The organism is Tropicimonas sp. IMCC34043, from assembly GCF_003390845.1.
Taxonomy (GTDB): domain Bacteria; phylum Pseudomonadota; class Alphaproteobacteria; order Rhodobacterales; family Rhodobacteraceae; genus Tropicimonas.
The window spans coordinates 452,080-477,929 of record NZ_QMEK01000003.1 but is presented as its reverse complement, the minus strand read 5'-3'; the positions used below and the strand labels follow the sequence as shown (position 1 = coordinate 477,929).

Sequence of the window (25,850 nt, the reverse complement as noted above, 5' to 3'; positions counted from 1 at the left end):
TCGACGGTTTCTTCGGACGGCGGGCCGAGTTGGGCTTTGCCGACTTCATGGTCGACATCTGTTTCCTGTCGACCTCGGCGCTCAAGTTCCCGGATGTCTATCATCAGGACGAACGTGTGGTGCGCGTGAAACTCGCAATGCTTCAGAACGCCCGACATCGGGTCCTGCTGATGGATCACGACAAGATCGGTCGCTCGGCCCTGTACCGGATGGGCAGCGTGACCCTGTTCGACACGATCATCACCGACAACCCCCTGCAGCCCGACGAGATCGAGACCGCAGCGGAACTGGGCGTCGAGATCGTCGTGGCTTGATCGCGGCGGCTTGGCAGTGGGAGCTTGCCTCGACCCGGCGCGGCAAGGGTCCTTGCTGGTGTCACACGATCCATTTGGCGCCGTGGTCGGTCCACGGCCTGAACGGGTGAGACCGGTGATCTGCTCCCCCGAAAGGCCCGCCGACTGAAGTCAGCCTGCTCTGAGGACGAGGAGACGGACAAGGCGGAAGAGCCGTTTCCGGTCGAAGGGGCGCCCAAATCGGACTTCCGCGTGGTGGGCCTCAACACATGGCTGGCTTTGCCGGGCCGTCACAGAAGCCGGGTTCCTCACACCGGAGTTTGCCCGTCGGTTCATTTCCTGGGCCGTCTGGCAATCCTTGTCGCGCGCCCAAGCCTGTGATCCCTGACGAACTGACAGCCATTCTTCGCCGCGCACACAGGACAGGCGCGCTGAGATCTCGATCTCGATTCTTCCCCGACGCGACATTCAATGAAATCTCTCAAACTCGTCCGGGCGCCTCTGCCTTGCGCAATTCAATGGATTGTGGCCCTGTCGCTGCGCAACGCAAACGACGGAAAGCGAGCCGGCTTGAGATGGTGACACTGAAGGACATCAGCAAGGAGACCGGTGTGTCGCTGACCCAGGTCAGCCGCGCGCTTGGCGGCTTCAGCGATGTCAACGAGCAGACGCGCGAGCGCGTGCGGGAGGCAGCACAGCGCCTCGGCTATCGGCCGAACTCCATCGCCAAGGGGCTCAAGACCGGTCAGACAGGCTTCGTCGCCATGGTCATACCCAGCGATATCGACGCCTCCGGGCGCGAGATCATGTTCGACATGGTCGTGGGCATTTCGCAGGCAATCTCGCGCCACGGGCTCAAGTTCCTTCTGCATGTGGTCGACAGCAATGCCGACGTGACCGGCGCGTTCGACGAACTCTATTACGGCGGCGGCATCGACGGGTTCATCCTGACCGAACTCGAGGAGCCGGACCCGCGAGTCAGCTACCTGAAAGAACGGAAAATCCCCTTCGTCGTGCACGGGCAGGACGCGGTTGCCGAGCACTTCTTTGTCGATCTCGACAATTTCCGCGTGGGCGAGGCATTGGCGGGCCGGCTTCTCGATGCCGGGCATCGCCGGATCCTGTTCCTGAACGGAAACGATCACCGGATCTATTCCAGCACCCGCACGGCGGGGGCACGCCGGGCCCTGACCGATCGCGGGATCGCGCCCGAGACGATTCACGTGAGCTATGGTCCGATGACCCGCGCCCGCGGCCGGGAGGCGGCGGTGGAGTGGCTGCGGTCCGATGAGCCGCCAACGGCAATCATCGCCGGCAACATGATGCTGGCGCGCGGTGTCTACGACGCGGCGGCGGAACTGGGCCTTTCCATCCCATCCGATCTGTCGCTCGTGGCCCACGACGACGTCCTGATCCAGTATCCGGCCGAAGGTTTCGACCCCTCCCTCTGCGTGACACGCTCATCGCTGTCGGAAGCATGGTCGTCCCTGGCGACCCTGATGAGTCGGGCCATTGCCCCTGAATCGCCCGAGATCGAGCACGTGCTGATGCGGCCCGAGCTTGTCGAGGGGGCCTCGGTTGCGGAACCGTCGGGCAGCGCCTCCGCACGCTGAACCTCTGCGTTTCAGCCCGAAAATCAGCAGCATCGCGTTTCCTGTGTCGTTCCGACGTCCCGTCCGCCGGCCCCGGTGTCGGTCGGTCATTTGTTCGTCGTTGACTCGTCAATAATCTTGATCTACCTTATCCGAAACGTTTCGGTTTTAAATGGTAACGTTTCGGATTCTAACTTTGATCCATTCTGGGCATGGCGCGCCGGGATGATAGCCGTTCATGGGGGAGGAACCACGGATGAACGCTCTTGCACGGAAATTTGCCGCCACGACGGCGCTTGTCTGCGCCGGCGGCGCGGCGATCGCAGACAACCACCTCCTGCGCACACCAGGTGATGGCCCATACAACTGGGGCGTCTATGAGGACTTCGCGGCCAACCACGATTTCACCGGCCAGACGCTGTCCATTCTCGGCGCCGGCACCGGGGTCGACAAGACGCGGCTGGAGAATGTCTTCGCCTATTTCGCGGAAGCGACCGGGGCGACTGTAACCTATTCCGGCTCCGACAGCTTCGAGCAGGATATCGTGATCGCCATGCAGGCCGGGACTCTGCCCGATGTCGCGATGTTCCCGCAGCCCGGTCTCGCCAGGGATCTGGCCGCCCGCGGCGCGATCGTGGCGCTGCCCGACAGCACCCGCGACTGGTACAAGGAAAACTTCGCCGCCGGCGACTCCTGGGCCGATCTGGCCAGCTTTCCGGGGCCGGACGGGGCGACACATGTTTTCGGCACGATCTTTGGCACCGATGTGAAATCGCTGGTCTGGTATTCGCCCGAGGCCTTCGAAGAGAACGGCTACGAGGTTCCCGAAACGATGGAGGCGCTGAAAGCGCTGACCGAACAGATCGCCGCGGACGGCATGACGCCGTTCTGCCTCGGGCTTGGCGCCGGTGCCGGCACCGGCTGGCCCGCGACCGATTGGGTCGAGGATTTCATGCTGCGCACCCAGCCGCCCGAGGTCTATGACCAGTGGGTCAATCATCAGATCCCGTTTGACGATCCGCGGGTGGTGGCGGCGATCGAGGATTACGGCTGGTTCGCCCGCAACGACCATCTCGTCGATGGCGGCTCAAAGGCCGCGGCGACCATCGACTTCCGCGACAGCCCGGATGGGCTGTTCGAGTTTCCACCGAAATGCCTGATGCACAAGCAGGCCTCGTTCATCCCCAACTTCTTCCCCGACGGGGTCGAGATGGGCGTCGATGTCGATTTCTTTTACTTCCCGGCCTACGAGGGCCTCGATCTTGGCCGGCCGATCCTCGGCTCTGGCGGGCTGGCCACCGTCACCCAGGACAAGCCGGTTGCGCAGGCCTTCATGGAATACCTGCAGACCCCGTTCGCGCACGAGATCTTCATGTCGCAGGGCCAGATCCTGACGCCGCATCTGAAGGCGAACCCGGACGCCTATGCCAACGACACGCAGCGCAAGCTGGGCGAGATCCTGACCAGCGCCACCACCTTCCGCTTTGACGGTTCGGACCTGATGCCGGGCGAGATCGGCACCGACGCCTTCTGGAACGCGATGGTGGAATACACCACCGGCAATCTGACGGCCGAAGAGGCCGCTGCAGCGGTCGAGACCCGCTGGAACTCGATCAAGTAGCCACCGCGTCCGTGACCGGACCGCGGAACGGCCGCGGTCCGGGGCCATGGCCCGGCGTCAGGGCCGCAGAGGAGGAGCTTCGATGAATCCCGTCTTTCAGGGACTGACGACGATCGTTCTGGGCGTCAGCGGTTGCATCGCCTATTTCTACACCTCGAACCTGGTGCTCGACCGCGTGCTCTATCCCGCCAGGGGGCCGCGCATCACCGAGAACATCGCCCGGGCCAACCAGATCCGGCCGTGGCTGTTCATCTTCCCGGCGCTGTTCGTGCTGTTTGTCTATCTTGCCTATCCGGTGGTGGGCTCGGCCTTTCGGTCGCTCTTCAACCGCAGCGGCGCCGATTTCATCGGCCTCGGCAACTATGTCGCGCTGCTGCAATCGCCGGACTTCCGCCGGGCATTTCTGAACAACGCGCTCTGGGCATTGTTCGTGCCCGCGGCGTCGGTCGCCTTCGGCCTGCTCGCAGCGCAGCTTACCGACAAGCTTGCCTGGGGCAACGCCGCCAAGTCGCTGATCTTCATGCCGATGGCGATCAGCTTTGTCGGCGCCTCGCTGATCTGGAAATTCGTCTATGCGGTCGACAGCGACATCGGGCTTGTCAACGCGATCCTGCTTGGCCTGTTCGGGGTCGGGCCGGTCGACGTGCTGCAGATCCCGTTCTGGAACAACTTCTTCCTGATGTTCATCCTGATCTGGATCCAGACCGGCTTTGCCATGGTGATCCTCTCGGCCGCGCTGCGCGGCATTCCCGAGGAAACCGTCGAGGCCGCGATCATCGACGGTGCCAACCCGTTCCAGACCTTTTTCCGCATCAAGGTGCCACAGATCTTCCCGACCATCGTCGTCGTCTGGACAACGATCACCGTCGGTTCGCTGAAGATCTTCGACATCGTCTACGCCACCACCGGTGGCAATTTCGGCACCGAGATCCTGCCAAGCTACATGATGAGCTTCATGTTCCGCGACGACGGCCGGGCGACCGCGGTGGCGCTGGTGATCATGATCATCGTGCTTCCGGTGATGATCTCGAACATTCGCCAGGCCCAGAAAGAAATCCGCTAGAGGGAGCGCCGACATGGACAATATCGCCGGACAGAAATCCAGCTTCGTCTGGGCCAGCAACATCGCCACGCTCACGCTCGTACTGCTGTGGATCATCCCGACCCTCGGGCTTTTCGTCTCGTCCTTCCGCGACCGCGACCAGATCTCGGCGTCGGGCTGGTGGAAGGCGCCCTTCGCGGTCGAATTGACCGCGCGTGGCCGCACCGGCGCCGACACGGCGCCCGAAGGCGATCATTTCTCCGTCTCGGGCAATATCTTCGATGATCGCGAGGCGCGTGCGGCCTTTACCGGCGATCCGGGTGCGGTGTCGGCCTTTGGCATCAAGGGCGCCGAGCCGCGCGCCTTTCAGGTCGGAACGACGGCCGATCTGGGCGGGGGCGAGACGCTGACGGTCAACCCGGACGGCTCTTATGTCTGGGTGACGCCAGAGGATCCGGGCAACCGCGGCAAGCGCATCTATTTCGCCGCCAAGAGTCCACCCAAGCTGACGCTCGCCAACTACCGGACGGTGCTGACCTCGGACAACATGAGCCGCGCCTTCATGAACACGCTGACGGTTGCGGTCCCGGCCACGATCATCCCGATCCTCGTTGCCGCCTTCGCCGCCTATTCGCTGGCCTGGATGGAGTTCAAGATCCGCGGGTTGCTGATCGCCGGCATCGTCGGGCTGCTGGTGGTGCCGATCCAGCTTGCGCTGGTGCCGGTGCTGAATCTGCACAACGCCGTCGGCATCGGGCAGAGCTTCCCGGGCATCTGGCTGGCGCACACCGGCTTCGGGATGCCGCTCGCCGTCTACCTGCTCCGGAACTACATGGCCGGTCTGCCGCGCGACATTATCGAATGCGCCCGCGTCGATGGCGCCACCGATTTCCAGATCTTCGTCAAGATCATCCTGCCGCTGTCGCTGCCCGCACTCGCATCCTTCGCGATTTTCCAGTTCCTGTGGACCTGGAACGACCTGCTGGTCGCCAAGGTCTTCCTGCCCTCGGCCGACGAATACAAGGTCATGACGGTGAAGATCGCCGACGACCTGCTGGGCTCGCGCGGTGGCGACTGGGGGATCCTGGCAGCAGCGGCCTTCGTCTCGATTGCAGTGCCGCTGGCCGTCTTCTTCAGCCTGCAGCGGTTCCTGGTGCGCGGCCTGCTGGCCGGTTCGGTGAAATAGACCAGATCCCCCGCGCCAGGACGGCGCGAAAGGACATCGACCCCGCCGCGGGGATCGCACGCGGCTGCCCGCCACGGGCGTGCAAGGAGGAGAATGGAATGGCAAGCCTGAAACTGAACGACGTCGCCAAAAGCTATGGCGAGGTCGACGTTCTGAAGGACATCGACCTCGATATCAGGCAGGGCGAGTTGATCGTCTTTGTCGGCCCCTCGGGCTGCGGAAAATCTACCCTGCTCAGGATGATCGCGGGGCTTGAAAAGATCACAGGCGGCACGCTCGAGATCGACGGGCAAGTGGTCAACGAGGTGCCGCCGGCGCAGCGCGGGATCGCCATGGTGTTCCAGTCCTATGCGCTCTACCCGCACATGACGGTGCGCGACAACATGGCCTTTGCACTGAAGCTGGCGAAGAAGTCGAAGCCCGAGATCGACGCCGCCGTGACGGCTGCGGCCGAGAAGCTGCAGTTGACGCCCTATCTCGACCGCCTGCCAAAGGCGCTGTCGGGCGGGCAACGCCAGCGCGTCGCCATTGGCCGGTCAATCGTGCGCGATCCCAAGGTCTATCTGTTCGACGAGCCGCTTTCGAACCTCGATGCGGCGCTCCGGGTGGCGACCCGGCTTGAAATCGCGCAACTGAAGGAATCGATGCCTGACCGCACGATGATCTATGTCACCCACGATCAGGTCGAGGCGATGACACTGGCGAGCCGCATCGTGGTGCTGGCGAACAAGGGGATCAGTCAGGTCGGCACGCCGCTGGATCTGTACCTGAAGCCCGCCAACACCTTTGTGGCGCAATTCATCGGCTCGCCCGCAATGAACCTGTTGCCGGCCAGGATCACCGGAACCGGCGAGGACACGCGCCTTCGTCTACCCTCCGGCGCGGAAATGACGGTCCCGATCCCCTCCCCGGCCAGCCTCCGGGATGCCGCGGTCGCGCTTGGCGTCCGGCCGGAAAACCTGCGCGTCGCCGCCGACGGCGACACCGTGCTGGTCCAGAGCAAGGTGCAGATCACCGAGAAGCTGGGCGAGGTGACGGTCGTCTACATGGACCCGGTCCGCGCCTTCGAGGGAGACGACGGTCAGACCATCGCCAAGCTGCCCGGAATTCACCGGATTTCGGCTGGCACGCCGCTGGATCTGGCCGCCGACCCGCAAGACATGCATGTATTCCATCAGGGGAAGTCGCTGCACTACCTCGAAGCGCGCTCCTGATCGCGTCCACCCACACCACGCACTCCGGGACAGGTTCACATGACAAATCAAGACGGTGTCTGGTGGCAGACATCCACCGGCTATCAGATTTATCCGCGCAGTTTCTGCGACAGCAACGGCGACGGGATCGGCGACATTCCGGGCATTGTCTCGAAGCTCGACCACCTGCGGGATCTCGGCATCGGATTCATCTGGCTGTCCCCGGTCTATCGAAGCCCGATGGCCGACAACGGCTATGACATCTCGGATTATCGCGACATCGCCCCCGAGTTCGGCACGCTTGGAGATTTCGACCGGCTGGTGGCCGAGGCGAAGGCCCGCGGGATCGGGATCGTGATGGATCTGGTGGTCAACCACAGTTCGTCCGATCACGCCTGGTTCCGCGCCGCCCGCACCTCGCGCAACGTGCCAGAGCACGACTTCTATGTCTGGCGCGACCCGGCCCCGGATGGCGGCCCGCCGAGCGCCCATCAGGCCAGCTTCGGCGGATCCGCGTGGAACTATGTGCCCGAGATCGGGCAGTATTACCTTGGCCATTTCAGCGCCGCGCAGCCGGACCTCAACTGGCAGAACCCGGCCCTGCGGGCCGAGATCTATGACATGATGAACTGGTGGCTCGACCGCGGCATCGCGGGATTCCGCATGGATGTGATCAGCCTGATCGGCAAGGACGTCGATGCGGGGATCTACGAGGAAGGCCCCTACCTGCACGGTTTTCTGCAGGAGATGCACCGCGAAACGCTGGCCGGCCGCGATATTGTCACCATCGGTGAAAGCTGGTCGGTCAGTCGCGAAACCGCGTTGCTCTATTGCGGACGTGAAAGGGCCGAGCTCGACATGGTGTTCCAGTTCAACCATGTCACCGCCTTCGAGGACGAGGTTTTCGGCAAGTTTCGCCCCAAGCCCTTCGATCTCGTGCGGCTCAAGACGGTGCTGTTCGACTGGCAGGAGACGCTGGCCGAGGACGGCTGGAACTCGTTGTTCCTGTCGAACCACGACCTGCCGCGGCAGGTGTCGAAATACGGCGATGACGGGCCGCACCGGGTTGCGTCGGCCAAGATGCTGGCGACGGTCATGCATCTGATGAAGGGCACCCCCTTCGTCTATCAGGGCGAGGAGATCGGCATGACCAATGCCGCCTTCACCCGCATCGACCAGTTCCGCGATATCGAGACGCTGGGCAAATACGCCGATCAGATCGCCGCCGGCGTGACGCCCGAGGATTTCATCCGGGGCGCCAACGAGAACGGCCGCGACAATGCCCGCACGCCGATGCAATGGACCGATGCCGATCAGGCGGGCTTCACCACCGGCGCGCCATGGATCGAGGTCAATCCGAACCATGTCACGATCAACGTGGCGACCGACCGGGCGGACCCGAACGGGATCTTCGCCCACTACCGGCGGCTGACCGACCTGCGCCGCAATCTGCCGGTGATCGTCTCGGGCCGCCTCCGTCCGCTCGCCAAGGACGATTCCACCGTCTTCGCCTATCTGCGCGAACTGGGCGACACGCGCATGATCGTCATTGCCAATTTCACCGCCGCGCCGGTCGATTTTTCTGTGCCCGTCGACATTCGCGGCGATGGGTCGTGCCTGATCGCGAGCCACGCCCCGCGCAGCAGCCTTGGCGAAACGCTTGCCCTCGCGCCGTTTGAATCCGTCGCGATCCAACTGACAACCGCCGGCAAACCCTGACCCGGCTTGAAGTTCCCCCCTCCCGAAAGTCGACGACATGACCCAGAGCCTGACCCGCCCCGATGCCGACATCGCAACCGACTGGTGGAAACGCGGTGTCATCTATCAGATCTATCCGCGTTCGTTCCAGGACTCGAACGACGACGGCATTGGCGATCTGCGGGGGATCGAAACCCGCCTCGACTATCTGCAGGCCCTCGGCGTCGCCGCGATCTGGATCTCGCCCTTCTTCCCTTCGCCGATGGCCGATTTCGGCTATGACGTGTCGGATTATTGCGGGGTCGATCCGATGTTCGGCACGCTTGCGGATTTCGACAGCCTGCTGAGCGCTGCCCACGCCCGCGGGCTGAAGGTGATCCTCGATTTCGTGCCCTGCCATTCGTCGGACCAGCACCCCTGGTTCGTCGAAAGCCGGTCCTCGCGCGACAATCCGAAACGCGATTGGTACATCTGGCGCGATGCAAAGCCCGACGGCAGCCCGCCGACCAACTGGATCGGCGAATTCGGTGGCTCGGCCTGGACCTGGGACGCCGCGAGCGGACAATACTACCTGAGCGTCTTTCTGTCCGAGCAGCCGGCGCTTAACTGGCGCAATCCCGAATTGCGGGCCGCCATGCTGGGGGCCATGCGCTTCTGGCTCGACCGCGGCGTCGACGGCTTCCGGGTGGATGCGATCATCTATGCAGCCCCCGACGTGGAGGGTGGCGACCATCCCCCGAACCCCGACTGGATCGAGGCGATGGGCCCGGCACGCTCGCACCTGCAGACCCGCATGTCGCACCAGCCCGGTGTCTACGACGTCGTGCGCGAAATGCGGCGGCTGATCGATTCCTATCCCAATCGGGTGCTGATCGGCGAGACGGCCGGCACGCTCGATCAGGTCATCCGCTATTACGGCGAGGATCTCGATCTGTTCCACCTGCCATTCTATTTTTCGCTGCTGACAACGCCCTGGAACGCCAAAGCGATCGCCGGGGTGATCGACGGCTACGAGTCGGCCCTGCCGGAGGGCGCCTGGCCGACGCTGGTCCTGGGCAATCACGACATCTCCCGAATCGCCTCGCGTGTCGGTGTCGGGCAGGCGCGGGTCGCGGCGACCCTGCTGCTGACCCTGCGCGGAACGCCGACGCTGTATCAGGGCGACGAGCTTGGCATGGACAACGCGATCATCCCGCCCGAGGCGGTGCAGGACCCGTGGGAGCGCCGGGTGCCGGGCCTCGGGCTCGGCCGCGATCCGGCGCGCACCCCGATGCCGTGGCAGCCCGCCGCCAATGCAGGCTTCACCTCTGGCGCGCCATGGCTGCCGGTGCACCTGCCGCCCGAAGGCGATGTCGCGGCACAATCGGCAGATCCGGGCTCGATGCTGAATTTTGTCAGGGAGTTGATTGCCCTGCGGGGTCGGGAGTCGGCACTGTCCGACGGCGGTTATCGCGACGTCCTGTGCGAGAATGACGTCTACGTTTTCGAACGACGCGCCGGATCCGCCTGTCTGCTGGTGTGCCTGAATTTCTCCGCCGCGCCGCGCTTCGTCCCTGTTGGCGGCAAGGTACTGCTCTCGTCGCATGCTGGCCGGGCGGGGACGCGGCTCCAGACCCTGACGTTGCAGCCCAACGAGGCGATCATTCTGGTCCCGTGACCCCTGGATATCCATTTCCGCCGCGCGGGACGCGCGAGCAGCCCTGTCCTGCCATGGGGCTGCGCTCGTTCTGGCCGCGCGTTCCCGGTGCTCCGGCTGGCGGCAAGAAGAGGAAAGGTTGGGCCGCAAGACGGGAGCCAGTGCGCCGAAATCAAACGCGAGGTCGACCTTCCCTCTGTCGCGGTGCCCGCATTTGCGGACTGGTCCGCGTCCGCCGCGGCGTCAGTTAATCGTCTGCTGCAGGATCCCACGGTTTGCTGGCACGATAGGTTTTTACGGAAAGGCGGCTTTTGAGGCCGAAACAACGCCGCTTTTGGGACCAACGAGGATGGCTGCCATCGACATTCCGTGAACAGCATATCAAGCTCAATGAAAGATTGCCCGGGATTGGAAACAGGTACCCCATCGCCAGCTAATTGTGGCCTTGCCTGTTAAGCGGAATGACTGAATTGGCGGGCAAAGCGGAAGTAGGGTTGGAGATCGGCGGATAGCCATTCTGGGCCGGAACCGTCATGCGGCCGACGGTCGATCGTGCAGCCAGTCCGGTGAGAACTCTACCCTATCCGATCCGACCAGCCCTTTGACCCGTTCGAGTTCCGACATCAAACCGGCGGTGCGCGCCCTGCCCATGCCCACGCCGACTTCCGGCCAGAAGGCGCGGACGGCAAGAGCATTGCCGGCCCGCTTGACGTCGAGGCGCCCGATGATCCGGTCGCCCTGTAGAACCGGAAAAACATAATAGCCGTATCGCCGTTTGGCTTCGGGGACGAAGATCTCGATCCGGTAGTGGAAGCCGAACAGCCGTTCGGCCCGTGCCCGGTCTCGCAGCGCGGGATCGAACGGCGAAAGAATGCGCACGCGCGACGTTGGCGCGCTCAGCGAATAGGCCTCGTCCAAAATGGAAGCTGTCGTAAAGCTGCGCCGCAGGGCTCCATTCGCCATCTCGATGTCCGCCTCCAGGATGCGTCCACACGAGAGTGCCTCCGCACACCAGGCCTTCGCCTCATCGCGTGTCACCATGTCGAAAAAGGCCGCCAGCTCGCCGCTCGTGCCGAAGCCGAGGCGCCACAGAGCCTCCGACATCGCCCAGTCGACGATGTCACGGTCGTCGAGTCGGCGGTCGCTGTGCTCTGGCGGGATCACGCGCTCGGCCAGATCATAGAACTTGCGAAAGCCCCGCCGGTGGCTGATCGCCAGCCTGCCGGATCTCCAGAGGAATTCGAGCGCCGTCTTGGACGGATGCCAGTCCCACCAGCCCGACGATCCTCTCTTCTCGCCGCCGCCCACATCGAGAGAACAGACCGGGCCAGTGTCGGCCACGTGGCGGAGCACGGTATCGATTTCGTCCTCCCATCCTTCGCGGCGCACCGGCGTCCAGCGCGCGCGCATCCGCGCCTCGTCGCGGGTGAACTTCAGGCGCCACATCGGATAGAACGACATCGGGACGATCGCCGCGTCGTGCGTCCAGTGCTCGAAGGCCGTGCGATGATGCGCGACAAGGGTTTCGAGCGCCTTTGGCCGGTACTGGCCGCGGCGGGACCAAAGGATCAGATCATGGGCGCGGGCAAGCGTGTTGACGCTGTCGACCTGGACGAACCCAAGCCCGTGCAGCACAGCGTTCAGGTCCTCACCCTTGCCCGGCCCCGAACCCGGGCGCAACAGGAGGTGACGGTCCAGAAACAGGCGGCGTGCGTGCTGATTGTCCAAAACGGGGCGTGTCATCCCGCAACTCTATCGTCGATACCGCGACGCGAGTCCAATGGCCTCCTTGCCGAACTGCACAGCCGCGCCTCTGCGAGAGTCGCTGAGCGTCTCCGCACTTCGGTGGGCCGTACCCCTACCGCAGGTCAGAGATGAGCCTGAGCGGCTCGCCCCGATTCTGCTGGAGCACGCCCAATCCACCGAACCTCCGCCGGGAAAATCCGAGGCCCCGAGCAGCGACCGCGTCGCTGGGGACGGCGCACCCAGCCATTGCCATCGCCGCTTTATGAGAACCGCAGGGCCCACCAGAGGGACGCCCTCTTCCTGGCCACGATCTGCCGGTTCGCCAGATGGAAGCGAGAGGGAAAAAGGAGAGGGAACAAGGACGGCCGCCCGACGCGAAGCCAGAGAACGCCGGAAACGATCACCTGATCAGTCGTTCCGGCTGCTGCGGCGTCCGCATATTGTCCGGATTTTACGGGGAGGGCCGCGACCATCGGGTCGACGGAAAGCCATCAAGCATCTGTTTCACAACGAAAAAGGGCGGGTCCGAAGACCCGCCCTCTATGCAGTGCATTCCGATCCGAGATCAGAAGGCCATACGCAGGCCGAACGACCAGTTCTCGGCGGTCACGTCGTTGGTCTTGACCTTGTCGGTCACGCCGTCGTCGTTGTAGTCGGTGTAGAGCGTACCGTCGATCGACGACCAGCCGTAGCCAGCCGCGATGTCGAGCCCGCCACCCAGATCGTAGGCAGCAGCGATACCCCAGCCTTGCAGCGTCACGTCGGCATCGTCGTCGCCGATGAAGGCGCCGTAGTTCACGCCAACTTGGAACGCGTCGTAGACATAGCCGATGCCGAAGGCCCAGTAGTCGATGTTGACGTCATAGTCTTTGAAGTCGTACTGCGAGTAGGTCACACCGGTGGTCAGACCGTTGTCCAGCTGAACCGCAGCCGTCAGACCCCAAACGGTGGTGTCGCCGCCGCCGATGAAGATATCATCGCCGAGGTTCAGAAGGTCGGCGTCGGTGGTTTCGAACTCGATGGCGCCGTCACCAGCTTGCTGGTAGCCGAGGCCGAAGATCGCGTTGCCACCGCCGAAGGTGTAGGTGTAGCCAACACCGACAGCCCAGATGATGTCGTCGTCACCATCGAGAACTTCGCCGTTGTCACCGGTCGGCTGCTGCTCCAAGGACATCGAGAACTGGAACGCATCGTAGGTGTAGTCGTAGCGCAGGACTTGGCCGTCGCCCGAACCGTCGAGCCAGGTGTCGTTGAAGCCCAGCGTGGTGGTGTCGGCGTCGTTCAGCGAGCCCGGGGTGTTCGACAGTTCGTCGCCCGACCACAGAACGGCAGCCAGCGCACCGTCGGTGTCGCCCATGGTCACGGTGCCGAAGTCGCCCGACACAAAGATCGCAACGCCTTGGTTGCTGAGTTCTTTGTCCAGCTTGACGGCTTCGTCGAGGTCGACGGAGGTACCGAAGGCGAGGCCGCCATCGGTTTCACCCGACATCGTGAAGGTCACGTCGACGTCTTGGAAGAACTGCGCCGGCGAGGTGTAGGTGCTGTTGTATTTGGTCTTTACGCCGGTATCGCCGTCCGTGACATCGTACTTGGACTTCGCCGAAGCGCCAACCAGACCCATTTTCGCCGAGCCGGAGATGCTGATCTCTGCGGCAGCTGCGCCAGCGAAGGCAACCAGCGCCGTCGAAGCGAGAAGAAGCTTTTTCATCGTTTTCCCTCGTTTATCTCAAGAGTTCACCTCAACTCGAGAATCCGAATTGGGTATGGCCATGTGTCTCGCTCCGGGAGGGCCTGTTTGCAATGCAGTCTTCAAAATCGCACGGCACGGCCGAAAATTTGGTGCAGCAATGCCACAGTGGTTTTTCCCCGCCCGTCCGCTATGACTTGTCCGGCTCGGGACGCTCGGGTAGACACGACGAAAAGTTGAAGAGGGTAAAGGGCATGACCTTCCGATCGTTAATACGGACCGGGACCGGACTTGTCCTTATGGCTGCGCTTGCGGCCTGCGGCGGCAAGGGCGGAAATTCGGTCAATGTAACTGACCGACCCGCGAACCTGCCCGACGAGTTCAATCCCGCGCTGAATGACTATGGCTACAAACGCGACACGATCTGGGACCTTTTCGTCAACCTCGACGACCCGAACATCACGCTCGAGGTCAACCGCTATCTCTGGAACGCCTCGCTCGACGTGTTGAGCTTCCTGCCGGTCGAACGCATCGACCCGTTCTCGGGTGTCATCGTGTTCGGCTATGGCAGGCCTCCGGGCGGCGGCACGGCCTATCGCGCCACCGTGCAGGTCACCGATCCGGCGCTCGATGCACGCTCGCTCAAGGTCGCGGTGGCCACCCGCGGGGGGCCGGCCGATCCCGACACCGTCCGGGCGGTCGAGGATGCGATCCTGACCCGCGCACGGCAATTGCGGATCAGCCACGCCAACCTTTAGGCGTCGTCCGCCCCCGGCACGGCAGCACTGGACGCCCGCGCAGGCGCCCCTTATCAAGCCGCGAGCCAAGGAAATGCGCGCCGAGCCGAGGTAATCCGATGTCCCGCCTGATCCCGTCCGAGATCGAACCGAAATGGCAGAAGGCCTGGAAGGCGGCGGGGTGTTTTACCGCCCGCCACGACCCGGCGCGGCCGAAATACTATGTGCTCGAGATGTTTCCCTATCCCTCGGGGCGGATCCACATCGGGCATGTGCGCAATTACACGATGGGCGACGTGATCGCCCGCTACAAATCTTCCTGCGGCTATTCCGTGCTGCACCCCATGGGCTGGGACGCCTTCGGTATGCCGGCCGAGAATGCCGCGATGGCAAGCGGCGGCCACCCCAAGGACTGGACCTATTCGAACATCGCCACCATGCGCGATCAGATGAAGCCTCTGGGCCTGTCGATCGACTGGAGCCGCGAGTTCGCCACCTGCGATCCCGAATATTACGCCCAGCAGCAGCGCATGTTCATCGACATGCTCGACGCCGGGCTGATCTATCGCAAGGCCGCGATGGTCAACTGGGACCCGGTCGACATGACGGTTCTGGCCAATGAACAGGTCGAGAACGGGCGCGGCTGGCGATCCGGCGCGCTGGTCGAACGCCGCGAGCTGACGCAATGGTTCTTCCGGATTTCCGATTTCGCGGGCGAGCTGCTCGATGCGCTCGAGGGGCTGGAGAAATGGCCCGAGAAGGTGCGGCTGATGCAGGCCAACTGGATCGGACGCAGCCGCGGGCTGCAATTCGCCTTCGAGGTGATCAACGCCCCCGAGGGCCACGAGACGATCGAGGTCTATACGACCCGCCCCGACACGCTGATGGGGGCAAGCTTCGTCGGCCTGTCGCCCGACCATCCGCTGGTCAAGTCGCTCGAACCCGGCAACCCCGAACTGGCCGCCTTCTGCGCCGAATGCCGCCGCATGGGCACCTCGGAGGAAGAGCTTGAGACCGCCGAGAAAAAGGGATTCGACACCGGGCTGAAGGTGCGTCACCCGTTCGATCCGGACTGGGAACTGCCGGTCCACGTCGCCAACTTCATCCTGATGGACTACGGCACCGGCGCCATCTTTGGCTGCCCGGCGCACGACCAGCGCGATCTCGACTTTGCCCGCAAATACGACCTGACGGTCCATTCGACCTTCGCCCCGCTCGATCCGGGCGCAGAGTTCGTGGCACCCGAGAACGGCGGCGCGGCCTTTGTCCCGCAAAAGTCGGAACGGGTCGACTATGTCCGCGGATTCGCGGGCGAGCGGATCCAGACCGGTGAAGAAGGCATTGCCACCGCCATTGCGCATTTCGAGTCGCTCGGGATCGGCACCGGCGTCACCAAGTTCCGGCTGCGTGACTGGGGGCTGTCGCGCCAGCGCTATTGGGGTTGCCCGATCCCTGTGGTGCATTGCGCCGACTGCGGCGTGGTGGCCGAAAAGCGCGAGAACCTGCCCGTGCGCCTGCCCGACGACGTCAGCTTCGATGCGCCGGGCAACCCGCTCGACCGGCACCCGACATGGCGCGACGTGCCCTGCCCGGTCTGCGGGGCGCCAGCAAAACGCGAAACCGACACGATGGACACCTTCGTCGATTCGTCGTGGTACTTCGCGCGCTTCACCGCGCCGCACGCGACGACGCCGACCGACCCCGCCGAGACCGAGTACTGGATGAACGTCGACCAGTATATCGGCGGCATCGAGCACGCGATCCTGCACCTGCTCTATTCCCGGTTCTTCGCCCGCGCCATGCACCTGACCGGCCACCTGCCCGAGAAGTGCAAGGAGCCGTTCGAGGCGCTGTTTACCCAGGGCATGGTGACCCACGAGATTTACCTGACCTATGAGCCGCTGCGCTATGACGGGACGACCGTTTCCGATGGCGTCCCGCAAAACGAAGGCCGGCGGCCGATCTATCATCTGCCCGAAGAGGTCGAGCGCAGTGCCGACGGGACGGTCGTTCTGAAAGCCACCGGCGAGGCGGTCGAGGTCATCCCCTCGGCCAAGATGTCGAAGTCGAAGAAGAACGTGGTCGATCCGGTGTCGATCGTTGCGGCCTATGGCGCCGATACCGCGCGCTGGTTCGTGATGTCCGACAGCCCGCCCGAGCGCGACGTCGAATGGACCGCTTCGGGCGCCGAGGCTGCCTTCAAGCATCTGGGCCGGGTCTATCGCCTTGCCTTCGAGCTGAAGGATGCGGGCGCGCCCGAGGGCGGTGCCGAGGATGAAGCGCTGGAACGCGCCACCCACCGCGCCATCGCCGATGTGACCGAGGGGATCGAGGGATTCGCCTTCAACACCTCGATTGCCAAGCTCTATGGCTTCACCAACACGGTCGCGAAATCCGCCGCCAGCGCCGGGGCAAAGGCCGAGGCGATGCGCGTCATGGCGCAGCTTATGTCGCCGATGACCCCGCATCTGGCGGAAGAGCTCTGGGCGATGCTGGGGGGGACGGGTCTGGTCGCCGAGGCAGGCTGGCCAAAGGCCGACCCCGCGCTGCTGGTCGAGGATACCGTGACCCTGCCGATCCAGATCAACGGCAAGCGCCGCGGCGAGATCGAGGTCGCCAAGGACGCCAGCAAGGCCGCGGTCGAGGCGCTGGTTCTGGAACATGCCGCGGTCGTGAAGGCGCTGGAAGGCGGCTCACCGAAGAAACTGATCGTGGTGCCGGGGCGGATCGTGAATGTCGTGGTCTGATCGCAGAAGCGTCCTTGCCGGCCTCGGGGCTACACTGGCAGCCGCCGGCTGCGGATTTTCTCCGGTCTATGGCCCCCAGGGGACCGGTACCCTGATCCAGGGCAAGGTGCGCGCCGCCACCCCCAGCGACCGCATCGATTTTCTCTTTGCCAGCGCCTTCGAGGACAATCTCGGCGGGCGCGAGGATTCGCCGCTTGAACTGCGCTATACGATCAACGTCTCCTCGACCTCGCTCGCTATCACGCAAAGCCAGTCGATCCTGCGCTATCACCTGAGGGGCAATGTCAGTTACCAAGTGGTCAACCGCGCCACCGGCGCGGTGCTGAATACTGGCTTTACCGACACATTCGTCGCCTATTCCGCCGTAGGCACCACGGTTGCCACGAACGCGCAGAAGAACGCGGCCTATATCCGGCTGATGGACGTGCTGGCCGAACAGGTCGCGACCCAGCTTCTCAGCACCGCGGGAAAATGGGCTAAATGAAGCTCTCGACCCGGGATGCGGCGGCCTTCTTCAAGCGGCCCGATCCGTCCCGGCCCGGGGTGCTGATCCACGGCGCCGACGCAATGCGGGTAGCGCTGAAACGCCAGGATCTGATCGCCGCGCTGATCGGGCCGCAGGGCGAAGCCGAAATGCGCCTGGCGCGGGTGGCCGCAGCCGATCTGCGGCGCGACCCCGCAGCTTTGCTCGATGCGCTCAAGGCGGCCGGGTTCTTTCCCGGCCCCCGCGCCGTACTGGTCGAGGATGCGGGCGACGGGCTGACAGCCACCTTCGCAACCGCCCTTGCCGACTGGCGCGAGGGCGATGCGATGATCGTCGCAACCGCCGGTCCGCTGCCCGCACGGTCGAAACTGCGCAAGCTGTTCGAGGATGCCCCGCGCGCCTATGCGGCCGCGATCTATGACGACCCGCCCGACAGGGCGCAGATCGAGGCCGAGCTGACGCGCGCCGGGATGGGCGCGGTCAGCCCGGCTGTCATGGGCGATCTCGAATCGCTTGGCCGGGCGCTCGACCCCGGCGACTTCCGCCAGACGCTGGAAAAGATCGCGCTCTACAAGCTTGGCGATCCCGCGCCGCTCAGCGCCGATGAGGTTGCGGCCCTTGCGCCCGCAAGTATCGAAGCGGCGGTCGACGAGCTTATCAACAGCGTCGCCGATGGTCAGGTCGACCGGGTCGCGGGGTTGATGCGCCGTCTCGATGGCCAGGGCGAGCCAGCCGTCGGGCTGGTGATCGCGCTTGGCCGGCATTTTCGCACGCTTCATGCCGCCGCCGCCGATCCCGGCGGTCCGGCGTCTGGGCTGTCGCGGCAGCGCCCGCCCGTGTTCGGCCCGCGCCGCGACCGCATGATCCGGCAGGCCGAGGCATGGCGGCTAAGGCGGCTGGAACGCGCGCTTGCGAATCTGGTCGACACCGATCTGGCGCTGCGCTCTGCCGGACAGACCGCGCCCCAGATGGCGCTGGTCGAACGGCTTTGCGTGCGGCTTGCGATGCTGCGGTCGGCCCGGATCTGACGTTGCGGAAGTCGCGCTGACACCGCCGCCACGGCCTTTACCGACACGGGCATCCGTGAAAGTCTTTCGCAGGTGGAGGTCTGCAAGGGTCCATGGAGCCGACATACAAGGTCATCGGTGGGGTACACAGCCGGTCGCTTCGGGTACTCTGGATGCTCGAGGAACTGGGGCTGTCCTATGAACATGTGCCGGCGCCGCCGCGATCGGCCGACGTGGTCGCGCTGAATCCGGCCGGGAAGGTGCCGGTGCTGGTTGTGGACGGCATCCCGATAACCGACTCGACCGCCATCCTTGCGTTCCTTTCCGACCGCCACGGACAGCTGACATTCCCCGCCGGCACACTCGACCGCGCGCGTCAGGACAGCATCACCCAGTTTCTGCTCGATGAATTCGATTCGGCGCTTTGGATGGCTGCGCGCCACAGCTTCGTGCTGCCGCCCGAACTGCGCGACGGTGCCATCAAGACCAGCCTGAAGTGGGAATTCGAGCGCAGCCAGAAGGTTCTGGTGCGGCGCATGGCCGACGGGCCGTTCCTGATGGGCAGCCAGATGACGGTGCCCGACATCATTCTGACCCACTGCGGGATCTGGGCCGATGTGGCGCAGTTCCCGATCGTCGAACCGCAACTCGTCGCCTATCTGGCGCGGATGCGGCAGCGACCGGCCTTGACGCGACTGCAGACGGACTGAGCGCCCGGGCGCGATGGCAGCTGCGGCCTGGCCGCCTTGCGCCCGCCCCCGGAACCGTGACATCTGTGCCAGGCCGTGGGGTGCTGTCGCCCGGAGCGGTTCTTCATGGACGGAACTCTGGTGGAAGACGAACGGATCGCGGCACTGATCGTTGGCGCGGGCCCTGCGGGGCTGATGGCGGCCGAGGCGCTGGCCGCCGCAGGCCATAGCGTCGTCGTGACCGAGGCAAAGCCCTCGCCCGCGCGCAAGCTGCTGATGGCCGGGAAATCCGGGCTCAACATCACCCGGGACGAACCGTATGACCGGTTTCTTGGTGCCTATGGCGAGGCCGCCGACTGGCTTGCCCCGATGCTTGCGGCCTTCGGCCCCGCCGAGGTTCAGGACTGGATGCGCGGGCTTGGGCAGGAAGTCTTCACCGGCTCCACCGGACGGGTGTTTCCGGCGGCGATGAAGGCATCGCCGCTGCTGCGCGCCTGGCTGCGGCGGCTCGATCAGGGCGGTGTCAGCCTGCGAAGCCGCTGGCGCTGGCAAGGCTGGGACGGGCAGGCATCGGTGTTCGACACGCCCGAGGGACCGCGCCGGATCGAGGCGCGCGCCACGGTGCTGGCGCTTGGCGGATCGAGCTGGGCAAGGCTCGGCTCGGACGGCGCCTGGGCGGCCACACTTGCCGGCGCGGGCGTGCCGCTCGATCCCTTTCAGCCCAGCAACGTCGGGCTGATGGTCGACTGGTCGCCGCATATGGCACGGTTCTTCGGCACGCCGGTCAAGGGCGTCGCGCTGCGGGCCGAAGGGCGTCGCCATCGCGGCGAGTTCGTCGTGTCGGCGCGGGGCATCGAAGGCGGCGGTATCTATGCGATCAGCCGGGCGGCCCGCGAGGGGCAACCGATCGAGATCGACCTGTCGCCCGACATCACAGCCGCCCGCGTGGCCGAGCGGCTGGCCCGACCCCGCGGCAAGCTTTCGCTGTCGAACCACTTGCGGCGGACGCTGGGGCTCGATCCGGTGAAGATCGCGCTGTTGCGCGAATTCGGCGCGCCGCTTCCCGCGAGCGCCGATCTGGCGGCGCGGATCAAGGCGCTGCCACTCCGCCACAATGGACCGCGGCCGCTGGACGAGGCGATCTCGACCGCGGGCGGGGTGCGCCGCGACGGGGTGGACGAGGATCTGATGTTGCGGGCGCGGCCGGGATGTTTCGCGGCGGGCGAGATGCTCGCCTGGGATGCCCCGACCGGGGGCTATCTGCTGACCGCCTGCCTTGCGACGGGGCTTTGGGCCGGCCGGGCCGCCGCGACAAGGCTTGGCCAAGGCTGAAGCGACGGGCCTTGCCGCGCGCGGCGGCCCGTTCGCAGATACTCAGGCCGGGCCGTCGCCCCAGATGTCCTTGGGCACGATGGCGCCCGGATGGGTGATGACGCAGGCGGCATAGTCGTGCCCTGCCCTGAGCGCGTCGGCAAGCGATCCGCCCCGGGCATGGACCGACAGGAACCCGGCCACGAAACTGTCGCCGGCCGCGGTCGTGTCGATGACCCGTTCGACCCTCGGGAAGTCCGGCAACGCATCCAGCCGGCTGCCGATGGGAAGCGGGCCTTCGCCGCCGCGCTTCAACGCCCCGCAGGTCGGGCCATAGCCCTCGATCCGTGCCAGAACGTCTTCGGCACTTTGATCGCCGAACAGCGCGATCTCGTCGTCGACCGAGGGGAAGGCCACATCGCAGGCACGCCAGGCCGCGGCGACCGCCGTCTGCGCGGTTGCGCGATCGGGCCAGAGCCGCGGGCGATAGTTCGAATCAAACGCGACCTGCCCGCCAGCGGCGCGAAAGCCCGCGATCCAGTCCATGAACCGCGACCGTGCCTCGGGTGCGAGGATCGCCAGCGTGATTGCCGAGTAATAGACCAAGTCGTGGCCGGCCAGCGCGGCGAACTCCGGCCCCTCGGGGTCCGAAAACAGCGTCCGCGCCGCCGAATTGTCGCGCCAGTAGGCAAAGCTGCGTTCGCCCGCCGCATCGGTGCTGATGGCATAGAGGCCGACCGTGCGCGAAGGATGCTGCGCGATGTGCTCGGTGCCGACGCCTTCGGCCGCAACCGCCGCCAGCATCCGCTCCGAGAAGGCGTCGAGCCCCACGGCCGAGACGAACTGCACGTCAAAGCCCTCGGGCAGGCCGCGGCGCAGATAGATTGCGGTATTGAGCGTGTCCCCGGCAAAGCCGATCTGCGCGCTCTGACCGCCAGCGTCGAGCCGCAACTCGACCATGGCCTCGCCGACGCAGGCGATCTTTCTCAGCATGGACGTTCCTTCCGTTCTAGACCGCCATGGCATAGGGCGCCGAAAGCGCCCGGGCCACCCCGCGCAGCTCTGCCAGCCCCCGCAACCGGCCGATCAGCGGATATCCGGGCGGGTTGTTTCGCTCGGAATCGGCCAGCAGCTCGTGGCCATGATCGGGCCGCATGACGATCTCGGCGTCGGCACGACCGGCACTGCGCCGCCGCGCCTCTTCCTCGACCAGCGCGCGGACGAGGTCAACCATGTCGGTGTCGCCATCGAGATGCGGCGCTTCCTCGAACGAACCGTCGGGTTCCTTGGCAACGTTGCGAAGGTGCGCGAAATGGATGCGGTCGGCAAAGCGGCGGGCGATGGCTGGCAGGTCGTTGGCCGGATTGGCCCCGAGCGAGCCCGAGCACAGCGTCAGGCCATTGGCGGGCGACTCGACGACCCCGAGAACCCAGGCGATGTCCTCGGCGTCCGAGACGACGCGCGGCAGACCCAGGATGTCGCGCGGCGGGTCGTCGGGATGAACGCAAAGCCGCACCCCCAGATCCTCGGCCGCCGGCACGACCTCTTCGAGGAACCGCTTGTAGTTGCCGCGCAACTCTTCGGCCCCGACCCCATGATAGAGCGTCAGCGCCTCGCGCAGCCCCTCGATGTCATAGCGCTCGAAGGCGCCCGGCAGGCCCGACATGATGGCAGACAAAAGCGCCGCGCGATCGGCCTCGGTCGAGGCGGCATGCCATTGCCCTGCGCGCACCACGACCTCGGCCGGATAATCCGCCTCGGCCTCGGCCCGGCCCAGCATGTGCAGCTCGAAGGCCGCCATGCGGGCGGCGTCGAAGCGCAGGCAGGTGCCGCCGCTTTTGGCAGGTGCCTTCAGGTCGGTGCGCGTCCAGTCGATCAGCGGCATGAAGTTATAGCAGATGCCGGTCACGCCTTCGGCCGCCAGATTGGCCATCGACTGCCGGTAGTTGGCGAAAAGCCCGCTCAGATCGCCGTCGCCGCGCTTGATGCGCTCATGCACCGGCAGGCTTTCGACCATTACCCAGTCGAGCCCGGCCGCCGCAATCTCGGCCTTGCGGGCTGCGATCGCCTCGCGCGTCCAGACCTCGCCATAGGGGACTTCGTGCAGGGCGGTCACGATACCCGAAGCACCGGTCTGGGCGACCTCCCAGAGCGCGATATTGTCGAAGGGCCCGTACCAGCGCCAGCTTTCCTTCATTGCAGTTCCTCCACCGCCTTGCGGGCACCGACCGCCAGCAGGCGCTCGTAGGCCGCCGTCACGCCCGGCATCAGCGCCTCGGCCAGTTCGGGCCGGAACACCTCGCGCACCATCAGGATCGCGCGAGCCTTGTCGGCGCCTCTGGCGCTGTCCGATGCCTCGCGCAGGGTCTCGGCAAGCGGGTCCTGCACGTCGATCGGCGCGCCCTTCTCGTCGATCCCGCCGACGTAGCGCATCCATGCCGCCACCGCGAGCATCAGCCCCGGGCACTGCCGACCAGCCGCCAGATTGTCCTCCAGCGTTGACAGAATTCGCTGCGGCAGCTTCTGGCTGCCGTCCATGGCAATCTGCCAGGTGCGGTGCCGGATCGCCGGGTTGCAATAGCGGGTGAACAGTTCGCCGGCATAGGTCGACAGCGACACGCCCGGCGGCGCCGCGACCGCGGGGATGATCTCGTCCTGCCACAGCCGCTTGACGAAGCCTTCGAACACCGGATCGGCCGCAACCTGGGAAATGGTCTCGTAGCCTGCAAGATAGCCCAGATAGGCCAGCGACGAATGGGTGCCGTTCAGCATCCGCAGCTTCATGTGTTCGAAGGGCGTCACGTCCGCGACCATCTGCACGCCGACAGCGCCCAGGTCGGGGCGTTCGCCACCCACGAAATCGTCCTCGATCACCCATTGCCGGAAGGGTTCGTGCATCACCGGCGCGGCGTCGTGATAGCCGGTCAGTTCCTCGACCCGGGCGATATCCTCGGGCTTGGTCGCCGGCACGATGCGGTCGACCATGGTCGAGGGGAACCGGCCTTCGGCTTCGATCCAGTCGGCGAGTCCCGGGTCGACCTCGCGCGCAAGATCGAGGATCACGCCGCGGGTCAGCCGGCCGTTGTTCGGCAGGTTGTCACAGCTGAGCACCGTGAAGGGCGCTCGCCCCGCGGCCTTGCGCGCCTGCAGGGCCCGGACGATGAAGCCCGGCGCCGATTTCGGCACCTCGCCGCTCAGGTCGATCCGGATGTCGGCATGATCGAGGTCGAGCCGCCCGGTCGCCGGGTTGTGGCAGTATCCCTTCTCGGTCACGGTCAGCGAGACGATCTTGACCGCCGGATCGGCCATTGCCGCAACCAGCGCATCGGGATCTTCGGTCGCGACCAGCATCGTCTCGATAGTGTCAACGACGACCGGCGTTTCGCCATCGGGGCCAAGCTCGACCGCGGTATAGGCAAATCCCTGGGGTTGCAGCGCATTGCGCACCGTGGGCGAGCGCAACGAGACCCCGAGAACCCCCCAATCGCCGCCTGAGGCCCGCATCGCCTCGGCGATCCAGGGCACCCCGAAGGCACGGAAGAAGGCGCCAAGCCCGAGGTGGACAATGCCGACCCCGGGGCGGTTTGTTATTGCGGCAGTCAGACGCTCAGCGTGCAAGCCAGCCTCCATCAACGTTGTAGATTGCGCCATTGACATAGTCGGATGCCGGTGCGGCGAGGAAGACGGCGATGCCTGCGATGTCCTCGGGCGTGCCCCAGCGGCCGGCCGGGATGCGGCCGAGAATTTCGGCACTGCGGTCGGCGTCGGCGCGCAGCGCGGCGGTGTTGTCGGTTGCGATATAGCCCGGGGCGATGGCGTTGACGTTGATCCCCTTGGCGGCCCATTCGTTGGCCATCAGCTTGGTAATCCCCGCCACACCGCTTTTCGAGGCCGTGTACGAAGGCACCCGGATCCCGCCCTGAAAGCTGAGCATCGAGGCGATGTTGATGATCTTGCCGGGCCGGCCGGCGGTGATCGCCGCCTTGGCAAAGGCCTGGCAGTTCATGAACACGGCCTTGAGGTTGATCGTCATCACGTCGTCCCAGTCGGCTTCCGAGAAGTCGACGGTATCGGCGCGGCGGATGATCCCGGCATTGTTGACCAGGATGTCGATCTGGCGTTCGGCGAAGACCTTTACCAGCGCCTTCGGATCGGCGATCAGATCGGCGCGAAGCTCTTCGCCGTCATTGAGCTTTGCGAGCGTGTCACTGGCCGGCGAGACCCCGGCGCAGATCACATGCGCGCCGGCCTCGTTCAGGCCGACGGCAATGCCCTGACCGATCCCGGTGTTGGCGCCGGTCACCAGCGCCGTCTTGCCCTCGAGGGAAAACGAGATCATCGCAGGTCCTCCGGTTGAATGAATTCCATGTCGGTGTAGTCGACGTTGTCGCCGGCCATTGCCCAGATGAAGGTATAGTCGCCGATGCCCGCACCCGCGTGGACCGACCAGGTCGGCGAGATCGCGGCCTCTTCGTTGCCGATGAACAGATGCCGGGTTTCGGTCGGTTCGCCCATCAGGTGCATGACGCGGGATGTGGGCGCCATGCCGAAATAGAGATAGGCCTCCATCCGGCGGTCATGGACATGCGGCGGCATGGTGTTCCAGACCGAGCCGTCTTCGAGACGGGTATAGCCCAGCACCAGCTGGCAGCTTTCCATCACCAGCGGATGGACGAACTGATAGATCGTGCGCTTGTTCGAGGTTTCGACCGACCCCATCTGCACCTTCTTGGCATCGGCAAGGGTGATCAGCTTTGCCGGCAGCTCCTTGTGGGCCGGCGCCGAGACGATATAGAACCGCCCGTTTCCGGCGAAGGTCACCGCGCCTGATCCCTTGCCAAGGTACAGAACGTCGCCCTTGTCCATCGGATAGGTTTCGCCTGCCGCCGAAACGCTGCCCGTCTCGCCGATGTTGACGATTGCCATCTCGCGGCGCTCGAGGAAGGTCGCGGTCTTGGTCTCTTCGACCTTGTCGAGCGTCAGCTCGGCTCCGGCCGGGACAGCCCCGCCGAGGGTGAAGCGGTCATAGTGGGTATAGATCAGCCGGATCTCACCATCGCGGAACAGGCCCTCTCCGACGAAGTGACTGCGCAGTTCGGCAGTGTCCATGCCCTTGGCGTGATCGGGATGGATGGCGTGGCGGGTTTCAACGGTCAGCACGATAGGTATCCTTGGAATTGA

At 65.1% G+C, this 25,850-nt stretch carries 20 protein-coding genes and 1 pseudogene; 14 read left to right on the top strand and 7 right to left on the bottom strand.

The genetic code is table 11. From position 1 onward, the window contains the following. The 8 genes and pseudogenes from DQG17_RS14740 to DQG17_RS14705 all read left to right on the top strand — a co-directional run. Positions 1-314, top strand: a pseudogene (locus tag DQG17_RS14740) (hypothetical protein); the annotation flags it as partial. Positions 315-868: 554 nt separating this feature from the next. Next, a complete protein-coding gene (locus DQG17_RS14735; protein WP_198666138.1) occupies positions 869-1,906 on the top strand; it encodes a LacI family DNA-binding transcriptional regulator in 1,038 nt (345 codons plus the stop codon). Between the two features lie 235 nt (positions 1,907-2,141). Next, positions 2,142-3,506 carry an ABC transporter substrate-binding protein gene (locus DQG17_RS14730; RefSeq protein ID WP_116133593.1) on the top strand — a complete coding sequence of 455 codons (1,365 nt, stop codon included), beginning with the start codon at positions 2,142-2,144 and terminating at the stop codon, positions 3,504-3,506. Between the two features lie 82 nt (positions 3,507-3,588). Further along, on the top strand, positions 3,589-4,569 hold the full coding sequence (locus DQG17_RS14725) for a carbohydrate ABC transporter permease (protein WP_116133592.1): 981 nt from the start codon (positions 3,589-3,591) through the stop codon (positions 4,567-4,569). Between the two features lie 13 nt (positions 4,570-4,582). After that, complete coding sequence (locus tag DQG17_RS14720; RefSeq protein WP_116133591.1) at positions 4,583-5,734, top strand: carbohydrate ABC transporter permease; 1,152 nt, start codon at positions 4,583-4,585, stop codon at positions 5,732-5,734. 98 nt (positions 5,735-5,832) lie between these two features. Further along, positions 5,833-6,948, top strand: a complete 1,116-nt coding sequence (locus tag DQG17_RS14715) for an ABC transporter ATP-binding protein (RefSeq protein WP_116133590.1) — start codon at positions 5,833-5,835, stop codon at positions 6,946-6,948. Positions 6,949-6,987: 39 nt separating this feature from the next. Further along, a complete protein-coding gene (locus tag DQG17_RS14710) occupies positions 6,988-8,646 on the top strand; it encodes an alpha-glucosidase (protein ID WP_116133589.1) in 1,659 nt (552 codons plus the stop codon). A 37-nt stretch (positions 8,647-8,683) separates the two neighbouring features. Continuing rightward, positions 8,684-10,282 (top strand): alpha-amylase family glycosyl hydrolase, encoded by a 1,599-nt coding sequence (locus DQG17_RS14705; protein ID WP_116133588.1) that lies wholly within the window; start codon positions 8,684-8,686, stop codon positions 10,280-10,282. A 510-nt stretch (positions 10,283-10,792) separates the two neighbouring features. Here DQG17_RS14705 and DQG17_RS14700 read toward each other — a convergent pair. Beyond that, complete coding sequence (locus tag DQG17_RS14700; RefSeq protein ID WP_116133587.1) at positions 10,793-12,004, bottom strand: winged helix-turn-helix domain-containing protein; 1,212 nt, start codon at positions 12,002-12,004, stop codon at positions 10,793-10,795. Between the two features lie 568 nt (positions 12,005-12,572). Continuing rightward, a complete protein-coding gene (locus DQG17_RS14690; RefSeq protein WP_116133585.1) occupies positions 12,573-13,715 on the bottom strand; it encodes a porin in 1,143 nt (380 codons plus the stop codon). A gap of 233 nt (positions 13,716-13,948) precedes the next feature. Here DQG17_RS14690 and DQG17_RS14685 point away from each other — a divergent pair, with 233 nt between their 5' ends. The 6 genes from DQG17_RS14685 (at position 13,949) to DQG17_RS14660 (ending at position 20,690) form a co-directional block, all read left to right on the top strand. Then, positions 13,949-14,452, top strand: coding sequence for a DUF3576 domain-containing protein (locus tag DQG17_RS14685; RefSeq protein WP_116133584.1), 504 nt, complete (start codon positions 13,949-13,951; stop codon positions 14,450-14,452). Between the two features lie 98 nt (positions 14,453-14,550). Continuing rightward, positions 14,551-17,178 (top strand): leucine--tRNA ligase, encoded by a 2,628-nt coding sequence (gene leuS / locus DQG17_RS14680; RefSeq protein WP_116133583.1) that lies wholly within the window; start codon positions 14,551-14,553, stop codon positions 17,176-17,178. Then, positions 17,165-17,662 (top strand): LPS assembly lipoprotein LptE, encoded by a 498-nt coding sequence (lptE, locus tag DQG17_RS14675; RefSeq protein WP_116133582.1) that lies wholly within the window; start codon positions 17,165-17,167, stop codon positions 17,660-17,662. Before leuS ends, lptE begins: the two co-directional genes overlap by 14 nt. Beyond that, the gene (gene holA, locus DQG17_RS14670; protein WP_116133581.1) at positions 17,659-18,690 is read left to right on the top strand and encodes a DNA polymerase III subunit delta; all 1,032 of its coding nucleotides are present in this window, start codon (positions 17,659-17,661) and stop codon (positions 18,688-18,690) included. Before lptE ends, holA begins: the two co-directional genes overlap by 4 nt. A gap of 92 nt (positions 18,691-18,782) precedes the next feature. Further along, on the top strand, positions 18,783-19,379 hold the full coding sequence (locus tag DQG17_RS14665) for a glutathione S-transferase family protein (protein ID WP_116133580.1): 597 nt from the start codon (positions 18,783-18,785) through the stop codon (positions 19,377-19,379). A 105-nt stretch (positions 19,380-19,484) separates the two neighbouring features. Continuing rightward, entirely contained in the window at positions 19,485-20,690 is a 1,206-nt protein-coding gene (locus tag DQG17_RS14660) for a TIGR03862 family flavoprotein (protein ID WP_116133579.1), read from the top strand. 42 nt (positions 20,691-20,732) lie between these two features. On the opposite strand, the gene DQG17_RS14655 is transcribed toward DQG17_RS14660, so the two are convergent. The 5 genes from DQG17_RS14655 to kduI are packed head-to-tail and all read right to left on the bottom strand — an operon-like array spanning position 20,733 to position 25,829. Then, positions 20,733-21,662, bottom strand: a complete 930-nt coding sequence (locus DQG17_RS14655; RefSeq protein WP_198666137.1) for a sugar kinase — start codon at positions 21,660-21,662, stop codon at positions 20,733-20,735. Positions 21,663-21,678: 16 nt separating this feature from the next. Further along, positions 21,679-22,866 (bottom strand): mannonate dehydratase, encoded by a 1,188-nt coding sequence (gene uxuA, locus DQG17_RS14650; RefSeq protein WP_116133578.1) that lies wholly within the window; start codon positions 22,864-22,866, stop codon positions 21,679-21,681. Next, a complete protein-coding gene (locus DQG17_RS14645; protein WP_116133577.1) occupies positions 22,863-24,299 on the bottom strand; it encodes a mannitol dehydrogenase family protein in 1,437 nt (478 codons plus the stop codon). The genes uxuA and DQG17_RS14645 overlap by 4 nt, the downstream gene beginning before the upstream one ends. Continuing rightward, positions 24,277-25,008 carry a 2-dehydro-3-deoxy-D-gluconate 5-dehydrogenase KduD gene (gene kduD / locus DQG17_RS14640; protein WP_116133576.1) on the bottom strand — a complete coding sequence of 244 codons (732 nt, stop codon included), beginning with the start codon at positions 25,006-25,008 and terminating at the stop codon, positions 24,277-24,279. The genes DQG17_RS14645 and kduD overlap by 23 nt, the downstream gene beginning before the upstream one ends. Beyond that, positions 25,005-25,829, bottom strand: a complete 825-nt coding sequence (gene kduI, locus DQG17_RS14635) for a 5-dehydro-4-deoxy-D-glucuronate isomerase (protein ID WP_116133575.1) — start codon at positions 25,827-25,829, stop codon at positions 25,005-25,007. The genes kduD and kduI overlap by 4 nt, the downstream gene beginning before the upstream one ends. Between the last annotated feature and the right edge of the window lie 21 nt (positions 25,830-25,850).

What these genes read in the sequence shown, in the direction of transcription:
- lptE (WP_116133582.1), top strand. Translation starts at nt 17,165, where the DNA reads ATGTCGTGGTCTGATCGCAGAAGCGTCCTTGCCGGCCTCGGGGCTACA.
- DQG17_RS14720 (WP_116133591.1), top strand. Translation starts at nt 4,583, where the DNA reads ATGGACAATATCGCCGGACAGAAATCCAGCTTCGTCTGGGCCAGCAAC.
- leuS (WP_116133583.1), top strand. Translation starts at nt 14,551, where the DNA reads ATGTCCCGCCTGATCCCGTCCGAGATCGAACCGAAATGGCAGAAGGCC.
- DQG17_RS14700 (WP_116133587.1), bottom strand. Translation starts at nt 12,004, where the DNA reads ATGACACGCCCCGTTTTGGACAATCAGCACGCACGCCGCCTGTTTCTG.
- DQG17_RS14735 (WP_198666138.1), top strand. Translation starts at nt 869, where the DNA reads ATGGTGACACTGAAGGACATCAGCAAGGAGACCGGTGTGTCGCTGACC.
- DQG17_RS14730 (WP_116133593.1), top strand. Translation starts at nt 2,142, where the DNA reads ATGAACGCTCTTGCACGGAAATTTGCCGCCACGACGGCGCTTGTCTGC.
- DQG17_RS14685 (WP_116133584.1), top strand. Translation starts at nt 13,949, where the DNA reads ATGACCTTCCGATCGTTAATACGGACCGGGACCGGACTTGTCCTTATG.
- DQG17_RS14660 (WP_116133579.1), top strand. Translation starts at nt 19,485, where the DNA reads ATGGACGGAACTCTGGTGGAAGACGAACGGATCGCGGCACTGATCGTT.
- DQG17_RS14725 (WP_116133592.1), top strand. Translation starts at nt 3,589, where the DNA reads ATGAATCCCGTCTTTCAGGGACTGACGACGATCGTTCTGGGCGTCAGC.
- holA (WP_116133581.1), top strand. Translation starts at nt 17,659, where the DNA reads ATGAAGCTCTCGACCCGGGATGCGGCGGCCTTCTTCAAGCGGCCCGAT.
- DQG17_RS14690 (WP_116133585.1), bottom strand. Translation starts at nt 13,715, where the DNA reads ATGAAAAAGCTTCTTCTCGCTTCGACGGCGCTGGTTGCCTTCGCTGGC.
- DQG17_RS14705 (WP_116133588.1), top strand. Translation starts at nt 8,684, where the DNA reads ATGACCCAGAGCCTGACCCGCCCCGATGCCGACATCGCAACCGACTGG.
- DQG17_RS14715 (WP_116133590.1), top strand. Translation starts at nt 5,833, where the DNA reads ATGGCAAGCCTGAAACTGAACGACGTCGCCAAAAGCTATGGCGAGGTC.
- DQG17_RS14655 (WP_198666137.1), bottom strand. Translation starts at nt 21,662, where the DNA reads ATGCTGAGAAAGATCGCCTGCGTCGGCGAGGCCATGGTCGAGTTGCGG.
- DQG17_RS14665 (WP_116133580.1), top strand. Translation starts at nt 18,783, where the DNA reads ATGGAGCCGACATACAAGGTCATCGGTGGGGTACACAGCCGGTCGCTT.
- DQG17_RS14710 (WP_116133589.1), top strand. Translation starts at nt 6,988, where the DNA reads ATGACAAATCAAGACGGTGTCTGGTGGCAGACATCCACCGGCTATCAG.
- uxuA (WP_116133578.1), bottom strand. Translation starts at nt 22,866, where the DNA reads ATGAAGGAAAGCTGGCGCTGGTACGGGCCCTTCGACAATATCGCGCTC.
- DQG17_RS14645 (WP_116133577.1), bottom strand. Translation starts at nt 24,299, where the DNA reads ATGGAGGCTGGCTTGCACGCTGAGCGTCTGACTGCCGCAATAACAAAC.
- kduD (WP_116133576.1), bottom strand. Translation starts at nt 25,008, where the DNA reads ATGATCTCGTTTTCCCTCGAGGGCAAGACGGCGCTGGTGACCGGCGCC.